This is a genomic window from Streptomyces sp. NBC_00250 (assembly GCF_036192275.1).
GTDB lineage: Bacteria > Actinomycetota > Actinomycetes > Streptomycetales > Streptomycetaceae > Streptomyces.
Genome location: NZ_CP108088.1, coordinates 7,528,909 through 7,545,000 on the forward strand (window position 1 = coordinate 7,528,909; position 16,092 = coordinate 7,545,000).

The following is a 16,092-nucleotide window of genomic DNA, read 5'->3' on the forward strand; positions in this document are numbered from 1 at the left end:
GTGTTCAGCGCACCGCCACCACCGCCGACCCGTGCCCGAACAGGCCCTGGTTGGCGGTGATGCCGACCCGCGCCCCCGGCACCTGCCGGTCGCCGGCCGTCCCCCGCAGCTGCCAGGTCAGCTCGCAGACCTGGGCGATCGCCTGGGCGGGCACCGCCTCCCCGAAGGAGGCCAGTCCGCCGCTGGTGTTGACGGGCAGACGTCCGCCGAGCGCGGTCGCCCCGTCGCGCAGCAGCTTGGCGCCCTCGCCGGCCGCGCACAGCCCGATGTCCTCGTACCACTCCAGCTCCAGGGCGGTGGAGAGGTCGTACACCTCCGCGAGGGAGAGGTCCTCGGGCCCGATCCCCGCCTCCTCGTAGGCGGCGCGCGCGATGGAGGCGCGGAAGGAGTGCGGGGCCGGGGCGACGGCCACCGCCGAGTCGGTCGCGATGTCCGGGAGGTCGAGCACCGCCTTGGGGTACGTGGGGGAGACCGTCGACACGGCCCGGACCCGCACCGGGTCGGGGTGCCCGTGGCGGCGCGCGAACTCCATGCTGGACAGCACGAGCGCGGCGCCCCCGTCCGAGGTCGCGCAGATGTCGAGGAGCCGCAGCGGATCGGCGACGACGGCCGAGGCCGCGACCTGCTCTGCGCTCACGCGCGCGCGGTAGCGGGCGAGCGGATTGAGCGCACCGGCCGTCGCGTTCTTCACCTTCACCTGGGCGAAGTCCTCGGGCGTGTCCCCGTACAGGGCCATCCTGCGGCGGGCGTAGAGCGCGAAGTACGCGGGGTTGGTGGCCCCGAGCACCCGGAACCGCAGCCAGTCCGGATCGTCGGGGCGCTCGCCGCCGGCCGGCGCGAAGAACCCCTTGGGGGTCGAGTCCGCGCCCACGACCAGGACCACGTCCGCGAGTCCGGCGAGGATCTGGGCCCGTGCGGTCCCGATCGCCTGGGCGCCCGAGGCGCAGGCCGCGTACACGCTGGTGACCCGTGCGCCCTGCCACCCGAGGGCCTGCGCGAACGTCGCCCCCGCCACGTACCCCGGGTATCCGCACCGCATGGTGTCGGCGCCGACGACGGAGCCGACGTCCGTCCACTCCAGGCCAGCGTCGGCGAGGGCGGCCCGGGCGGCGGCCGTCCCGTAACTGATGAAACTCCGCCCCCACTTGCCCCACGGGTGCATTCCGGCCCCGAGTACGGCGATGTCGTTCACGACCGCTCCTCCCGTGCAGGCTCGACGGGCCGTTCCTGCTCTGCCCCGGACCCGACCGGCCGCCAGTTCCAGGTGGTCCAGATGTGCTCCTCGTCCTGGTTGAGGACCCCGGGCACCACCTCGACCTCCGTCCCGATCGCCAGATCGGCCGCGGTCACCCCCGGAGCGGCCTGTCCGAGGACCACCATCGCCTCGGCCGCCAGCTCGACGGCGACGAGGGTGTACGGCTCCCAGGGCGCGTCCGGATCGGAGACGTACGGGGCGGGCGGACGGTAGCGCCCGTCGGTGTACGACCAGACATGGCCGCGCGGGGAGAGCGGGAACTCGGCGAGCTCCCCGCCGCCGGGACAGACCGGGTTGCGGCACCCGTCGTCCGCGCGCGGGAAGAAGACCGACGCGCAGGCGGTGCAACGGGTGCCGAGCAGCCGGAACTCCGTCTCCGGCACGGTGTCGTCGGTGAACCACCCGGCCACCACAGGTCTGCGCGTCCGTGCCATCAAGGCCTCCCGTACCACCGATCGCGACGATCACCACTGATCTGACGAACCGTCAGGAGTGTGCCACGGGAGCCTCGCGGACGAAAGACTTCAGTGACCGGCCACCGACCTCCGCGCCACCGGGAAGTCGAAGAACGTGCTCGGGAACGGCTCCGGCTTGAAGGTGAAGTGCCACCACTCCTCCGGCAGGTTCACGAAGCCCTGCTCGACGAGCGCCCCCTTGAGCAACTGCCGATGGGCCCGCTGCACGCCCTGGACCCGCGGGTCGTCGGTGTGCGAGAGCGTGTCGAAGCAGTCGTACCCGGTCCCCATGTCCACGGAGTTGTCGGGGAACCGCTCCGCCCGAGGGGCGTAGCACTCCCTCAGCCTCTCGCCCGGCACGTACGCGCGCGTACGTACCGCCGGCAGTCGCACGATCGTCAGGTCCACGGTCGAGCCCCGGCTGTGACCGGACTTCTCCGCGATGTAACCGTCGGCGAACAGCCTCGACTTGTCGACGAGCGGATAGAACTCCTCCTTCATCCGCTCGTCCGCCAGGTCCTTCGCCCAGCGCACGAAGTGGTCGACGGCCCGCTGCGGCCGGTAGCAGTCGTACACCTTCAGCGTGTAACCCCGGGCCAGCAGCCCGACCTGCGCCCGGTGCAGTGCCTCGGCCGCCGACCGCGTCAGGATGCACAGCGGCTGCCGGTAGCCGTCCACCGGCTCGCCCACGAAGTTGTGCGCCGTCGTGTAGCGCATCTCCTGAAGGATCGTCCGGTCCACGGAGGCGAGGGCCACGAACTCCCGTGGCGCCTTCGGCTCCTGCGCGGCGGACGCCGGGGGAGAGGGGGCGGCGACGGCACCCGTGACGGCGAGCAGTCCGGCCGCGGCCGTGACGGCGAGAGTACGGAGAGCGGAAGCAAGTCCTGTCATGCGCACCGTCTATCAGTTCCGGCAGCGCCGGGAAAGGGTGATCGCATACGGTCGGCCCGTGAAGGACACCCACGGCACCTCCCACGCGACCGCGCCCGGCACCTCCCACACCGCCGCGCGCACCAGCGCCTCGCACTGCACCGCCTGCGGCGCCGCCCACCCGGCCGAGGCCGGCTGGCCCCGCACCTGCGCGGCCTGCGGCCACACCGCCTACCGCAACCCGTTGCCCGTCGCCGTCGCCCTGCTCCCCGTCACGGACGGAGCGGGCACCGGCCTCGTCGTCATCACCCGCACCATCGAGCCCGCGCGGGGCGGGGTCGCCCTGCCCGGAGGCTTCATCGACCACGGCGAGGACTGGCGGGCAGCCGTGGCCCGCGAGCTGCGCGAGGAGACCGGGATCGTGGCCTCCGCCGAGGAGGTGGGCCTCGCCGACGCACTGAGCTCCCCGGCCGGCCACCTCCTCCTCTTCGGCCTCCTCCCGCCCCGCCCGGCCGCCGCTCTCCCGCCCTCGGCCCCGACGAACGAGACGAGCGGCCACCATGTGCTCCACGCGCCCGTGGAGCTGGCCTTCCCGCTCCACACGGAGGCGGTACGGAAGTGGTTCGCGGGGGCGTACGGCTGAGGGGGCGTACGGCTGAGGGGGCCAAGCGCCGGACGAGCCCCGTCCCCTAGGTCGCGTCCGGGAAGTAGCGCCGCCTGTCCGCAGGCCAGGCAGGACTTTCCGGACACGACCTCGGCGCGAGGTCACACCCCCCGCACCCGCACCGGCAGCCCGGCCTCCTCCACCCCGTCGTCCGTCACCCGCTCCACGAGCACCCGCCCGTCCACGAGCCGTGACTGGTACCGCTCGATCTCGGCCGACTCCCAGCCGTCCCCCGTGTCCCGTACGACGAGCCCGCCGCCCGTCCGCCCGGCGGCGGGCGCCCACACCTCCAAGGCCAGACCGCCGTCCTCGCCCCGCACCGGGAGCACCGCCCCCGCCCGCGCCAGGACCGGCACCCGGGAGAGCGGCGCGTCGAGCAGCACCTGCCCGGGACCCTCGTACGCCTGCTCCGTCGCCGTGTCGTACCACCGTCCGCGCGGCAGCCGCACCGCCCGCCGGTCGGCGCCCCGGGTCAGGACCGGCGCCACCAGCAGCGCGTCGCCGAGCAGGAACGCGTCCTCGCAGTCGCGCAGCACCCGGTCCTCGGGCGCCCCCCACCACAGCGGGCGCACGTACGGAGCGCCCGTCATCCGGGCGAGCCGGGCCAGGGTCGTGAAGTACGGCCGGAGCCGCTCCCGTTCGGCCAGGGCCACGCGCGCGTGCTCCAGGACCTCGGGTCCGAACTCCCACGGTTCGCGCCGCCCCGCGCCGATCGCCGCGTGCGTGCGGAACAGCGGCAGCCACGCCCCCAGCTGGTACCAGCGCAGGAACAGCTCCGGCGTCGGGCTGCCGTCGAAACCGCCGACGTCGGGGCCCGAGTACGGCACCCCACACAGGCCGAGCCCCAGTACCAGCGAGAGCGAGGCCCGCAGCCCCGGCCACCCCGTCGACACGTCGCCCGACCAGGTGCCCCCGTACCGCTGCATGCCGGCCCAGCCGGAACGCGAGAAGAGGAAGGGCCGCTCGTCGGGCCGCAGCCGCCGCAGCCCCTCGTACCCGGCGCGGGCCATCGTGAGCCCGTACACGTTGTGCGCCTCGCGGTGGTCGCCGCCCCGGCCGTCCAGGGCGTGCCGCGACGAACGCGGCAGCGTCGTGTCACCGAAGGGGGCGAAGGACACCGGCTCGTTCATGTCGTGCCAGACCCCGGCGAAGCCCTGCCCGAGCCGCTCCTCGTACAGCCCGCCCCACCACTCCCGTACCGCGGGATCGGTGAAGTCCGGGTAGGCGCACTCGCCCGGCCACACCACCCCGTGGACCTCGTCGCCCCGCGCGTCCCGGACGAAGGCCCCGGCCGCCCGCCCGCTGTCGTACACCGCGTTCCCCGGCTCGGCCTTCACCGCCGGGTCCACGATCGACACGAGCCGCACGCCCTGCTCCCGCAGCTCCTTCGCGAGCCCCGGCAGATCGGGGAACCGCTCCCGGTCGACGGTGAACACCCGGTGCCCGTCGTAGTGGTCGATGTCGAGGTGGACGGCGGACAGCGGCAGCCCCCGCTCCCGATATCCGGCCACGACGCGCCGGACCTCGCGCTCGCTGCCGAACCCCCAGCGCGCGTGCTGCGCTCCGAGCGCCCAGTCCGGCGGCAGCGCCGGAGCACCCGTGAGGGCCGCCCAGCCGTGGAGCACGCGCGCGGGGGTGCCGACCACCACCCAGCAGCGCAGCGGCCCGCCGCCCATGCGGACCTCGCTGGTCCCCGGCCGGTCGTGCCCGGACCCCGCGCCCTCCTCGCCCTCGGCCAGGGTGACCCGGCCGTCCCAGGAGTTGTCGTGGAAGGCCAGGTGCGTTCCGGCGTCCGAGACGACGAACTGCACGGGCATGGTGAGGTAGAGCGGATCGTCCCCGGGACCGAAGCTCCCCTTGGGATCGGTGTTCCACAGCCGGTACGAGCCGTCCCGAAGCCGCGGCCCGGCGGACCGCCCACCGAGCCCGAAGAACCGCGCGTCCGCCGGCACCTCACTGCGCTGCACCCAGCGCGCCCCGCCCGCGCCCCCCTCGGCCACCGGCTCCCACCAGCGCGGCGGCAGGTCCCGGCGCAGCATCACCCCGCCCGGCGTACGGATCTCCACCGCCCCGTGCCGGGAGACCGCCACCGTCACCCGCTCCGAGACGATCCGCCAGCCGCCGTCCGTGTCCGGTTCCAGGGCGGCCCGGGGATCCGGATCGGGCGCCTCGCCCGCCAAGGCGTACGAGGGAAGGGGATCGGCCCCGTCCCACCCCCAGAACACGGTGCCGCCCGACGACACACAGATCCGCAACGAGGACCGCGCGAACCGGACGGTCCCCCCACCGGGCGCGGACTCCGCCCCGATCGCGAGCCCCGGCACCCGGGCCCGCTCGGCACCCCTCGGCGGCAGCCCCCACGCGTCCGTACGACGCTGCCGCCACGCCGCCCGCACCGTCCGCAACCCCTGCACCGAGCCGAACACCTTCATCGAACGCACCAGTTCACGACCGTCCATGCGGCTCACCCTGCCACCCACCAGGGGCGGAACAAGGTCCGTTCAACTGTCGTTCACCCGTGGTGGGAGCACATATTCACCTCCCCGACCATGGGCGGGCAGCCCTGGTGCGAAAGACGATCACATGGCATCGTCCTGTCAGCCGCGTCGCGCGCACACCCCAGCACGTGCGCGGGACACACGCCGACCCCGCGTACAGCCAGGGAGCCACCCCAATGACATCAGCGCAGACCGAGCCGCTCTGGCAGCCGGACGAGGACCGCATCGCCACGGCCGCCGTCACCCGCTTCCAGACCTGGGCCGCCGAGCACCACGGCGCCCCGGCCGAGGGCGGGTACCCGGCGCTCCACCGCTGGTCCGTCGACGAGCTCGAAGCCTTCTGGCAGGCGGTCGTCGAGTGGTTCGACATCCGCTTCTCCACCCCGTACGAGCGCGTCCTCGGCGACCGCTCGATGCCCGGCGCCGACTGGTTCCCCGGGGCCACCCTCAACTACGCCGAGCACGCCCTGCGAGCCGCCGGCGAGCGGCCCCATGACACGGCGCTGCTCCATGTGGACGAAACACATGAGCCCACGCCGATCACCTGGGGCGAGCTCCGCCGCCAGGTCGGCTCCCTCGCCGCCGAACTCCGCGCCCTCGGCGTACAGCCGGGCGACCGGATCAGCGGCTACCTGCCCAACGTCCCGCAGTCCGTCGTGGCGCTCCTCGCCACCGCCGCCGTCGGCGGCGTGTGGACCTCCTGCGCCCCCGATTTCGGCGCCCGCAGCGTCCTGGACCGCTTCCAGCAGGTCGAGCCCGTCGTCCTCTTCACCGTCGACGGCTACCGCTACGGCGGCAAGGAGCACGACCGCCGCGACACCGTCGCCGAACTGCGCGCCGAGCTCCCGACCCTCCGCGCGGTCGTCCACATCCCGCTGCTCGGCACCCCGGCCCCGGAGGGCACCCTCGCCTGGGACGACCTCGTCGCGGCCGACGTCGAGCCGGTGTACGAGCAGGTTCCGTTCTCGCACCCGCTGTGGGTCCTGTACTCCTCCGGCACGACCGGCCTGCCGAAGGCGATCGTCCAGTCCCAGGGCGGCATCCTCGTCGAGCACGTCAAGCAACTGGGCCTGCACTGCGACCTCGGTCCCGAGGACGTGTTCTTCTGGTACACCTCCACCGGCTGGATGATGTGGAACTTCCTCGTCTCCGGCCTGCTCACCGGCACCACCGTCGTCCTGTACGACGGCAGCCCCGGCTACCCCGACACCGCCGCCCAGTGGCGCGTGGCCGAACGCACCCGCGCCACCCTGTACGGCACCTCCGCCGCGTACGTGATGGCCTGCGCCAAGGCGGAAGTGCACCCCGGCCGTGACTTCGACCTCTCGTCGGTGAAGTGCGTGGCCACCACCGGTTCCCCGCTGCCCCCCGACGGCTTCCGCTGGCTCCACGACGAGGTCCGCGAGAACCTCTGGATCGCCTCCGTCAGCGGCGGCACCGACGTGTGCTCCTGCTTCGCGGGCGCCGTCCCCACCCTCCCCGTCCACATCGGGGAACTCCAGGCGGCGGGCCTCGGCACCGACCTCCAGGCCTGGGACCCCTCCGGCAAGCCCGTGATCGACGAGGTCGGCGAACTCGTCGTCACCAATCCCATGCCGTCCATGCCGATCCACTTCTGGAACGACCCCGACGGCAGCCGCTACCGCGACAGCTACTTCGAGATGTTCCCGGGCGTCTGGCGCCACGGCGACTGGATCACGATCACCGACCACGGCTCGGTCGTCATCCACGGCCGCTCCGACTCCACCCTGAACCGCCAGGGCGTACGGATGGGAAGCGCCGATATCTATGAGGCCGTCGAACGCCTCCCGGAGATCCGCGAATCCCTCGTGATCGGCCTGGAGGAGCCGGACGGCGGCTACTGGATGCCGCTCTTCGTCCACCTCGTCGAGGGCGCCACCCTCGACGAGGAGCTGATCGCCCGCATCAAGCGGACGATCCGCTCCGAACTCTCGCCGCGCCACGTCCCCGACGAGATCATCGAGGTCCCGGGCGTCCCGCACACCCTCACAGGCAAGCGCATCGAGGTCCCGGTCAAGCGCCTCCTCCAGGGCACCCCGCTGGCCAAGGCCGTCAACGCCGGCTCGGTCGACGACCTCGGACTCCTGCACTTCTACGAGACCCTGGCGGCCACCCGCCGGGGCTGATCCAGCGGCTAGCCCTTCGGCGCCCCCGGCAGCTCGCCGGGGGCGCCGACCGCTGCCTTGGCGAGCACCGCGGACACCCCGAGGACGGTGCCCGAGGGGCCCGCCGACGTGGTCGCGGTCAGGACGGTCCGCTCCCCGAGGAACGCCGACGACGTACGGTCGAAGATCCACTGGGTCTGCTCGCCGTGCGCGGTACGGGCCACGGCGACGCCCTCGCGACCGGCTGCGTCCTTCGCGGACGGCAGCACGGTGACCCCGGGAATCCGCGCCGCGGCCTCGTACAGCGCGGCGGTGACCTTCGGAGGAGCCCACGTCTCGGCCAGCAGGGTTCCGATCGCGGTGAACGCCCGCTGGTCCGGATCGCCTCCGTCGTCCCCCCGCCCCCGCGTCTCGTCACGGATCAGCCTCAGCAGCGCCTCCGGGTCCGTCGGAAGCGTCGCCACGTACGCGTGGGTCGGGTTGGTGACGGAGGGCGGCTCTGCCCCCGCCGTGGTCTTCCGGGGCGTGGCTCCGCGGTGGTCCAGCTCGTACACGGGCAGCGGCGCGCCGAGCGGAATGTCGGCGGAACCGGGCTCGCGCAGCAGCCCGGGCCGGCTGCCGTCGGCCGACAGCCAGACCTCGCGCCGATGGACGGGCGGCAGCGTCGCGGATCCACCGGCAGCGCTGCGCCCCGCATGGGCGACGAGGCTCCTGACGTAGACGTACCCCTCGGGCAGGGCGTCCGGCGCGGGAGCGGCGGCGGCGGCGAGCGCCGCGCGGGACAGCACCTGTACGGCGCCGGGCGACGCCTGCTGCCCGGCCGAGATCCGGCCCGGGGACCCGGCCGGCGGGTCCTGGGGCGCGAGCACGACCGCACCGGCCACGACCGCGCAGGCGGCCACCGGCGCCGCGATCCAGCCGAGCCGGAGCTTGGCCCCCGCCCGGCGCGCACGGGGCGGGCGGACGCCGGCGCCGTCACCGGAGGCGAGGGCGGTCCGCAGGACGGTGTGCCGCAGATCGCGATCCCGCTCCGGGGCGAGCTCGGGTACAGGAGGCGGCGGCAGCAGCTCGGCGAGCTCGGCCCGCAGGTGCGCGTCCGCGTGCCCGTGGTCCTGGTGGCGCGGCGTACGAGGGGCGAAGGCGTTCATGCCTGGTTCTCCGGGATCGATCGGGGCACGAGGGCAGGACGGACGTCGGACGGGGCGGAAAGGGCTCTGCTCACGGGTTCCGGGGCGGGTGCGGCGTTGGTACGGGACCGAACGGCGACGGCCGCGGCCCGCTCCTCCCGGCGGGCCGCCCGCAGTTCGGCATCGGCGAGCTTCCGGAGCCGTTCACGCGCCCGGGACAGCCGTGAACGAACCGTCCCGACCGGGATCCCCAACGCCTCCCCGGCAGCCGCGTAGTCGAGCCCGGCCCACACGACCAGCGTGAAGACCTCCCGCTCACGCCGCCGGAGCTTGCCGAGAGCGGCGCGCGCGGCCCGGATCTGCTCTCCGTCGGTCATCCGGGCGAGGACGTCGTCGGCGAAGTCCGGCAGCACCCCGCGCTCCGGCATCCGGGCGAGCGCCGCGTCCCGCCGCCGCGCCTCGCGGGCGGCACCCCGCATGATGTTGGTCGCGATGCCGAGCAGCCACGGGCGCAGACTTCCGCCCTCGGCGTGCACCATCCCGCGACAGCGCCAGGCCTCCAGGAACGCGGCGGAGACGACATCCTCGGCCGCCGCCCGGTCCCCGCACACCCGGAAGGCGTAGTGGTACAGCACGCGTGCGTGCTCGTCGTACGCCTCGCCGAGCGCGGAGGGGTCCCCGGCGCGGAAACGATCTCTCATAGGTGATTCCACACAAGGCACTGGGCGGTGGTTCGTCCGGGTTCCCGTGACCCGCGCCACACCTCGCGCCATCGTCGTCCAGGACATGCGCCGATGTGGCCCAGGTCACGGGAACGCTGGACCCTCAACGCGCAGTGCTGGACATGAACGATTCCTCGACACCCAGCCGTACGCCCCGGGGCGCGAACCGTCGCACGGTCCTGCGCACCCTGGCCGTGGTCGCCGTACTGGGAGGCACGACCCTCTCCGCCCTGCCCCCGACGGCGACCGCCTCGGCCGCGACCCCGGAGACGTACGCGCTGACCATCCGTCATCTCGACCGCGCGGGCGCCGCCACCGGCGACTACCGGACGAACGTCACCGGCATCTCGGGCCCCGGCGCCGACGCCTCCGCCTCGCCCCACGACCCGTCCGGCACGGTCACCGTCCGCCTGCCCAAGGGCCGCTACCTGCTCGACTCCACCCTTTCCGGTGCCGAGCAGGCCACCGGAACCGACTGGATCGTCCAGCCCCGCCTGGACCTGGACCACGACACGACGGTCACCGTCGACGCCCGTACGACCGCCCCCGTGGACGTCCGCCCGCCGGAGTCCGGCGCCCGCTACCTGCACAGCATGGCGTTCGTCGAGGCCACCCACGCGGGCACGACCCGCTCGGCGAACATCATGATGTCGAGCGGGGACCTGCGCGTGGCCCACCTCGGCCCCGCCGCCGAGTCCGGCTCGGTCAAGGAGTGGATCGACACCTACTGGTCGGGCGCCCGCGCCGACTACGCGCTCGGCTACGTCTTCACCTCCGCACGCGCCCTGACCGGTCTCGTCCGCCATCCCTCGGCCGCCTCCCTGGCCACCGTCAAGGTCCGCGGAGCCGCCCCGGAGGGCGTGACCGGAACCGGGTTCGTCGACATCCAGCCCAGCGCCGGCCCCACCGTCGGCCTCGTCCAGCCCCTCCCTCTGCCCGGTACCGCGACCTTCCTCGTCACCCCGGAACGCGGCCTCTGGGACCTCGGTTACACCGGTCCCGCGGCCCCCGAGACCCCGCCCAACCGCTACGCCGCCAACGGAATCGCGGTACGCGCGGGTGCCACCACCACCCACACCTTCGACAACGCCGTCTTCGGCCCCGCCCTCGACACGGCACCCGGCGCCCGCCCCGCGGGCGTGCGCGACGGCGACAGCCTCGCACTCGACATCCCGCTCCTCGCCGACGGCGACGGTCACGTGCCCACCGCCCCGCGCTTCCACAGCGCCACCACCACACTCCACCGGGACGGCCTCCTGATCGGCACCAGTCAGGGCGACCCCGGCCGCGCCACCTTCACCACCACTCCCGGGCGGGCCTCGTACCGCCTGACCGCCACCGCGACCCGGGGCGACGGCACCCCGGCGAGCGGACGCGTCACCGCCGCCTGGACGTTCACCTCGGCCGCCGCGTCCCGCCCCGCCGCGCTGCCGCTCAGCACCGTCCGCTTCGCCCCGGCGCTCGACCTCGACGGCACCGCGCCGGCGGGGACCCTGGTCCGCGTACCGGTCACCGTCCAGGGCGCGGCCGTCGAGACCGGAATCCGTTCCCTCACCGTGTCGATGTCGACCGACAACGGCACCACGTGGACCCGCGTCCCGGTCGTCAACGACGAGGCGGGCTTCCGCACCCCCGGCCCCGGCCGGTCCGTCTCGCTCCGCGCCGAACTCACCGACACCCAGGGCAACACCCTCACCCAGACCCTGACGAACGCCTACCGGACCCGATGACCTGACGAGACCGCATCCGAGCGCTCCGGGAAGGGACCACCCTCCCCGGAGCGCTCACGCACGTCCGCCGCCACCAACCCCCTACGGGTGTCACCCGCCGTACGTCGCCTGCGCGTCCCCCAGCACCTCGGCGAAGTCCGCCGCCAGGCGCGGCGCGTCCTCGGGCGCGAGCGTCGACGTCGTGATCCGTACGGCCGGCGGGGCGGCGATCCGGAACCGCGCCCCCGCGGCCACCCACCAGCCCTGCGTCCGCAACCCGTTGACGACCGCCGACTCGTCCCGCACCGGCACCCACACGTTCAGCCCGCTGGCCCCGACCGCCCGGATCCGGTGCGCCCCCAGTGCGCCGATCAGGGCCGCGCGCCGCTCCGCGTACGCCGTCTCGCCGTCCGCCACGAGCGCGCGTACCGCCTCGTCGCGGAACAGGCCGGACACCGACTCCTGGAGGACGTGACTGACCCAGCCCGAGGTCATCAGCATCCGCCCGTCGTGCCGCGCGAGCGTCACCGCGTCGCACGCGACCCCGGCCCACCGCAGGTCGATCCCGAGATGCTTCGACACGGTGCGCACCTGCGCCCATCGTTCGAGCCCCGCCGCCGCGAGCGTGTACGCCGCGGCCCCGCCGACCTCCGCGTTGTGGTCGTCCTCGACGACGAGCACCTCCGGGAACTCCCGGAGCACCGCCACCAGTTCGTCCCGCCGCGACCGGGTGAAGAACGCCCCGGTCGGACACTGCCCCCGAGGACTGCACACCACCGCGCGCACCCCGCCCCGGAGCGCCGTCCGAAGCGACTCGGGTACGAGCCCCTCACCGTCCACGGCCACCGGGACCATCCGCAGCCCCAACGCGGGCACCAGATCGAGCAGATGGTGGAAGCCGGGATCCTCCACGGCCACCGCGTCACCGGGCCGCAGCTCCGTCGAGAGGAGCCGCGCGATGCAGTCGAGCGCCCCGTGCGCGAACGTCACGTGCCGCGCCGGCACCTCGTCCCGCGCGAACCACTGCCGGGTCACCTCTTCGAGCACCGCGAGCCGAGGCGCGGCGCGATGGGACCCGTACACCGGGGTGACCGTCGACGGGGGCCGCAGTACGGGCAGGAAGGCCGGGTCGGGATGCCCGCCGGCCAGGTCCACCAGACCCTGCGGTACCCGCGGCGGACGCCGCGAGGCCACGGACGGTACGTCGGCGACGACCGTGCCGCCCCGACCCCGCGTGACGATCAGCCCCCGCTGCCGCAGCTCCTTGTAGGCCGTCGCGACCGTTCCCGGGCTCACCCCCAGCGTGTCGGCGAGCCGCCGCACGGGCGGCAGGAGGTCGCCGGGGGAGAGCCCGCCCTCGGTGACGCCCCGTTCCACGGACGCGGCAATCCCCTTGGCCGTCGTACCTTCGATCGCATATTGTGCTGCCACGTAGTCAAGTATGTATCAATACAAAGCAGTTCGCAAGGGGGACCCGTTGAGCCGCTCCACCCACTCCACCCGAACAGGCCTCAAGGACCGCATCCCCGGCGGCCGGGACGGCCGCCGCATGCTCGTCATCGGCTTCATCGACAAGTGCGGCACCGGACTCTGGTCCACGGCCATGGCCCTCTACTTCACCTACGTCACCGGCCTCGGCCTCGGCGAAGTCGGCCTCCTCATCGCCGTCTCGGGCGCCGCCGGCATCGCGGGCGCCCCCCTCGGCGGCCGCCTCGCCGACCGCTTCCCCCTCGTCCGCGTCATCATCTGCACCCAACTGCTGCGCGCCGCGGCCCTCCTGGCCCTCCTCACCACCGACGACTACCTGCTGCTCGTCCTCTTCTCCGCCGTCGGCGCACTGCCCGACCGCGCCACCAACGTCCTCACCAAGCTCTACGCCGCCCGGGTCGCCGGCCCCGACCGCGTCCGCTACCAGGCCATCAACCGCACCACCTCCAACATCGGCTGGACCCTCGGCGGCCTCGGCGCCGCGGCCGCCCTGGCCGTCGGCAGCACCACCGCCTTCCACCTCCTCCTCATCGGCGACGCCCTCTCGTACCTCGTGATGGCGGCCCTCACCCTCCGCTGCGCCGAACCCCCCGCCCCCGCCGCCTCCCGGATCGCCGCCGCGTCCACCGACGCCACCCCCACGACCAAGCCCTCCAACCCCTGGCGCGACCGGGGCTTCCTCGGCTTCACCGCGGCGGACTCGGTCTTCTTCCTCCACGACTCGATCCTCCAGGTCGCCCTGCCGCTCTGGATCGTCCACGCCACCGACGCCCCCGTCGGCCTCGCCCCGCTCCTGATGGTCGCCAACAGCGCCCTCGTCGTGATCTTCCAGGTCCCCCTCTCGCGCTTCGGCTCCTCCACCGAAGCCGCCCGCCGCCTGCTCGCCCCCCTCGCCGCGCTCTTCGCCGTCGGCACGCTCGCCCTCGCCGTCTCCGCCCTCGGCGGCCGGACCCTCTCCATCACCGCCCTGATCACCGCCGCCGTCGCCCTCACCTTCGCCGAGATGATCCACACCATCGCGTCCTGGGAGATCTCCGTCGCCCTCGCCCCCGACGACGCCCAGGGCGCCTACCTCGGAGTCCACGGCCTCGCCCAGTCCACCCAGCGCTTCGTCGGCCCCCTCCTCATGACCGGCCTCGTCTCCGCGGGCCCCCTGGCCTGGCCCGTCCTCGGCGCCGCCCTCGTCGGCACCACCGCCGCCCAGAACCGCCTCGTCCGCCGACGCCTCCCCCAAGCGTCACTGTCAGTGGCGAAGGTTACGGTGAGTGAGCACTGATCGGACCGTCACCAGGGGGAGACATGACACGGACCGGCACCACCCAGGCAAGCCTCCGCCGCGCACTGCGCCGCGAAGTTCCCAGCACCGTCGGCCTGCTCGCCGACGAGCACGACTTCACGACCATGCGCCAGTACCGGACCTTCGCCTTCGACGACCACACCACCTACCTCCGCCAGGTCGAGGCCCTCCTCAGGACCCTCGCCACCCAGGGCGGCCACACCACCGTCACCCTCTTCGACCCCGAGGAGTACGCGGCCTACTGCGCCGAGACCGCCATCGACCCGGACCACCCCACCAGCCGCAGCCGCTTCACCGCCCACCTCGCCGCCACCGGCGCCCACGTCACCTATACCGGGCAGCCCCTCAGCACCCTCCTCCCCGAGCTCGTCGACACCGCCGTCCGCCACGCCACCTGGGAGTACGCCACGACCGTCCTCGCCGGCGCGGGCGACTGCGCCACCTGCGGCAAGGACATCGGCAGGGCCGCCTTCGAGCGGGCCGCCCGGCTCCTCGCCCGGCTCCTCGACGCCGCAGGCGGCGGCACCCACCACCTCGTCTGCAGCGTCCCGGCGGCCGACGATCAACTCCTCGCCGTCCTCCACGCCGACGGCACCACACAACCGGTGGGCGTCGACGACGCACCGGCCGCCGAGTTCACCGCCGTCCTCGCCGCAGGCATCGTCCTCGGCGCCCCCGGCGGACTCGTCCTGCGCACCAGCACCCCGGGCGACCGCGACCGGCTCCACGGCTGGCGCCTCACCGGCGGCACCCTCACCCCGCTCACCGAGGCGGAAGTCTTCGCCGCCTACTGCACAGACGCCCGCACCGGAGAACCCCTCTCCCCGGAACCGGGCGTGGACCACCGCGCCGGCTTCGCCCTCACCCTCGACCCCGACGACGACTGGACCACCCACCACTGACCCCGGACACGACGAAGGGGCTCCCCGTCACCTGGATGACGGAAAGCCCCTTCGTACGTCGGCGAACGCCCGGGATCACTCCCCGGACAGCACCGCCTGAGCGGCCACACGCGCCTCGTGCGCCGTGTCCGCCGCACGCGCCGCGGCAGCGGCCCGCTCGCACTGAGCCAGCGTGTACTTGGCCAGCGTCGCCCGCACATACGGAATCGAGGCGGCACCCATGGAAAGGGAGGTGACACCCAGACCCGTCAGCACACAGGCGAGCAGCGGGTCGGCGGCAGCCTCACCACAGACACCGCAGCTCTTGCCCTCGGCCTTGGCCGCCTCGGCGGACAGCGCCACCAGGTCGAGCAGCGCCGGCTGCCACGGGTCCTGCAGCCGCGACACCGCACCGACCTGACGGTCGGCCGCGAAGGTGTACTGCGCCAGGTCGTTGGTGCCCAGCGACAGGAACTCGACCTCCTGGAGGATCGAGCGTGCCCGCAGCGCGGCCGAGGGAATCTCGACCATCGCACCGAACTTCGCCCGCAGCCCCGCCTCACGGCACGCGTCGGCGAAGGCCTTCGCGTCCGTACGGTCCGCCACCATCGGCGCCATGACCTCGAGGTACACCGGCAGACCCTCGGCGGCCTTCGCCAGCGCGGTCAGCTGCGTCCGCAGCACCTCGGGATGGTCGAGCAGCGACCGCAGACCCCGCACACCGAGCGCCGGGTTCGGCTCGTCCACCGGCGTCAGGAAGTCCAGCGGCTTGTCGGCACCGGCGTCCAGCACCCGCACGACCACCCGGCCCTCGGGGAAGGCCTCCAGCACCGCGCGGTAGGCCTCGATCTGCTTCTCCTCGGACGGAGCCTTCTTGCTGTCGTCCAGGAAGAGGAACTCCGTACGGAACAGACCGACACCCTCGGCACCGGCCTCCACCGCGGCCGGCACGTCCGCCGGACCGCCGACGTTGGCGAGCAGCGGCACCTTGTGCCCGTCC

13 protein-coding genes (1 of these 13 only partly in view) are annotated in these 16,092 nt (G+C 73.8%); 5 read left to right on the top strand and 8 right to left on the bottom strand.

Features of this window, described 5'->3' with window-relative positions:
- Positions 1-4 precede the first annotated feature (4 nt).
- From OG259_RS34135 to OG259_RS34145, 3 genes are all read right to left on the bottom strand, one after another.
- Positions 5-1,162 (bottom strand): lipid-transfer protein, encoded by a 1,158-nt coding sequence (locus OG259_RS34135; protein WP_328947259.1) that lies wholly within the window; start codon positions 1,160-1,162, stop codon positions 5-7.
- Positions 1,163-1,188: 26 nt separating this feature from the next.
- On the bottom strand, positions 1,189-1,689 hold the full coding sequence (locus OG259_RS34140) for a Zn-ribbon domain-containing OB-fold protein (protein WP_328945739.1): 501 nt from the start codon (positions 1,687-1,689) through the stop codon (positions 1,189-1,191).
- Positions 1,690-1,779: 90 nt separating this feature from the next.
- On the bottom strand, positions 1,780-2,601 hold the full coding sequence (locus tag OG259_RS34145; protein ID WP_328945740.1) for a M15 family metallopeptidase: 822 nt from the start codon (positions 2,599-2,601) through the stop codon (positions 1,780-1,782).
- On the opposite strand from OG259_RS34145, the gene OG259_RS34150 reads away from it, so the two are divergent.
- Positions 2,600-3,223 (top strand): NUDIX domain-containing protein, encoded by a 624-nt coding sequence (locus tag OG259_RS34150; RefSeq protein WP_328945741.1) that lies wholly within the window; start codon positions 2,600-2,602, stop codon positions 3,221-3,223. The genes OG259_RS34145 and OG259_RS34150 overlap by 2 nt on opposite strands.
- A gap of 122 nt (positions 3,224-3,345) precedes the next feature.
- Here OG259_RS34150 and OG259_RS34155 read toward each other — a convergent pair whose 3' ends face one another.
- Positions 3,346-5,703 carry a glycoside hydrolase family 31 protein gene (locus OG259_RS34155; protein ID WP_328945742.1) on the bottom strand — a complete coding sequence of 786 codons (2,358 nt, stop codon included), beginning with the start codon at positions 5,701-5,703 and terminating at the stop codon, positions 3,346-3,348.
- Between the two features lie 215 nt (positions 5,704-5,918).
- On the opposite strand from OG259_RS34155, the gene OG259_RS34160 reads away from it, so the two are divergent.
- Positions 5,919-7,889, top strand: coding sequence for an acetoacetate--CoA ligase (locus OG259_RS34160; RefSeq protein WP_328945743.1), 1,971 nt, complete (start codon positions 5,919-5,921; stop codon positions 7,887-7,889).
- 8 nt (positions 7,890-7,897) lie between these two features.
- Here OG259_RS34160 and OG259_RS34165 read toward each other — a convergent pair whose 3' ends face one another.
- Positions 7,898-9,016 carry a CU044_5270 family protein gene (locus tag OG259_RS34165; RefSeq protein WP_328945744.1) on the bottom strand — a complete coding sequence of 373 codons (1,119 nt, stop codon included), beginning with the start codon at positions 9,014-9,016 and terminating at the stop codon, positions 7,898-7,900.
- Positions 9,013-9,696 carry an RNA polymerase sigma factor gene (locus OG259_RS34170; protein WP_328945745.1) on the bottom strand — a complete coding sequence of 228 codons (684 nt, stop codon included), beginning with the start codon at positions 9,694-9,696 and terminating at the stop codon, positions 9,013-9,015. Before OG259_RS34170 ends, OG259_RS34165 begins: the two co-directional genes overlap by 4 nt.
- A gap of 143 nt (positions 9,697-9,839) precedes the next feature.
- Between OG259_RS34170 and OG259_RS34175 the strand changes: the two genes are divergently transcribed.
- Entirely contained in the window at positions 9,840-11,447 is a 1,608-nt protein-coding gene (locus OG259_RS34175; protein ID WP_328945746.1) for a serine protease, read from the top strand.
- A 90-nt stretch (positions 11,448-11,537) separates the two neighbouring features.
- On the opposite strand, the gene OG259_RS34180 is transcribed toward OG259_RS34175, so the two are convergent.
- Positions 11,538-12,857, bottom strand: a complete 1,320-nt coding sequence (locus tag OG259_RS34180) for an aminotransferase class I/II-fold pyridoxal phosphate-dependent enzyme (RefSeq protein WP_328945747.1) — start codon at positions 12,855-12,857, stop codon at positions 11,538-11,540.
- Between the two features lie 46 nt (positions 12,858-12,903).
- Between OG259_RS34180 and OG259_RS34185 the strand changes: the two genes are divergently transcribed.
- Both OG259_RS34185 and OG259_RS34190 read left to right on the top strand, forming a co-directional pair.
- Positions 12,904-14,190 carry an MFS transporter gene (locus tag OG259_RS34185; protein ID WP_328945748.1) on the top strand — a complete coding sequence of 429 codons (1,287 nt, stop codon included), beginning with the start codon at positions 12,904-12,906 and terminating at the stop codon, positions 14,188-14,190.
- Positions 14,191-14,213: 23 nt separating this feature from the next.
- On the top strand, positions 14,214-15,113 hold the full coding sequence (locus tag OG259_RS34190) for a hypothetical protein (protein ID WP_328945749.1): 900 nt from the start codon (positions 14,214-14,216) through the stop codon (positions 15,111-15,113).
- A gap of 75 nt (positions 15,114-15,188) precedes the next feature.
- Here the strand turns inward: OG259_RS34190 and ptsP are convergent, their stop codons facing one another.
- On the bottom strand, positions 15,189-16,092 hold the 3' portion of the coding sequence (ptsP, locus tag OG259_RS34195; protein ID WP_328945750.1) for a phosphoenolpyruvate--protein phosphotransferase. 767 nt of this gene lie beyond the right edge of the window; only the last 904 of its 1,671 coding nucleotides appear in the window; the start codon falls outside the window, past its right edge; its stop codon occupies positions 15,189-15,191.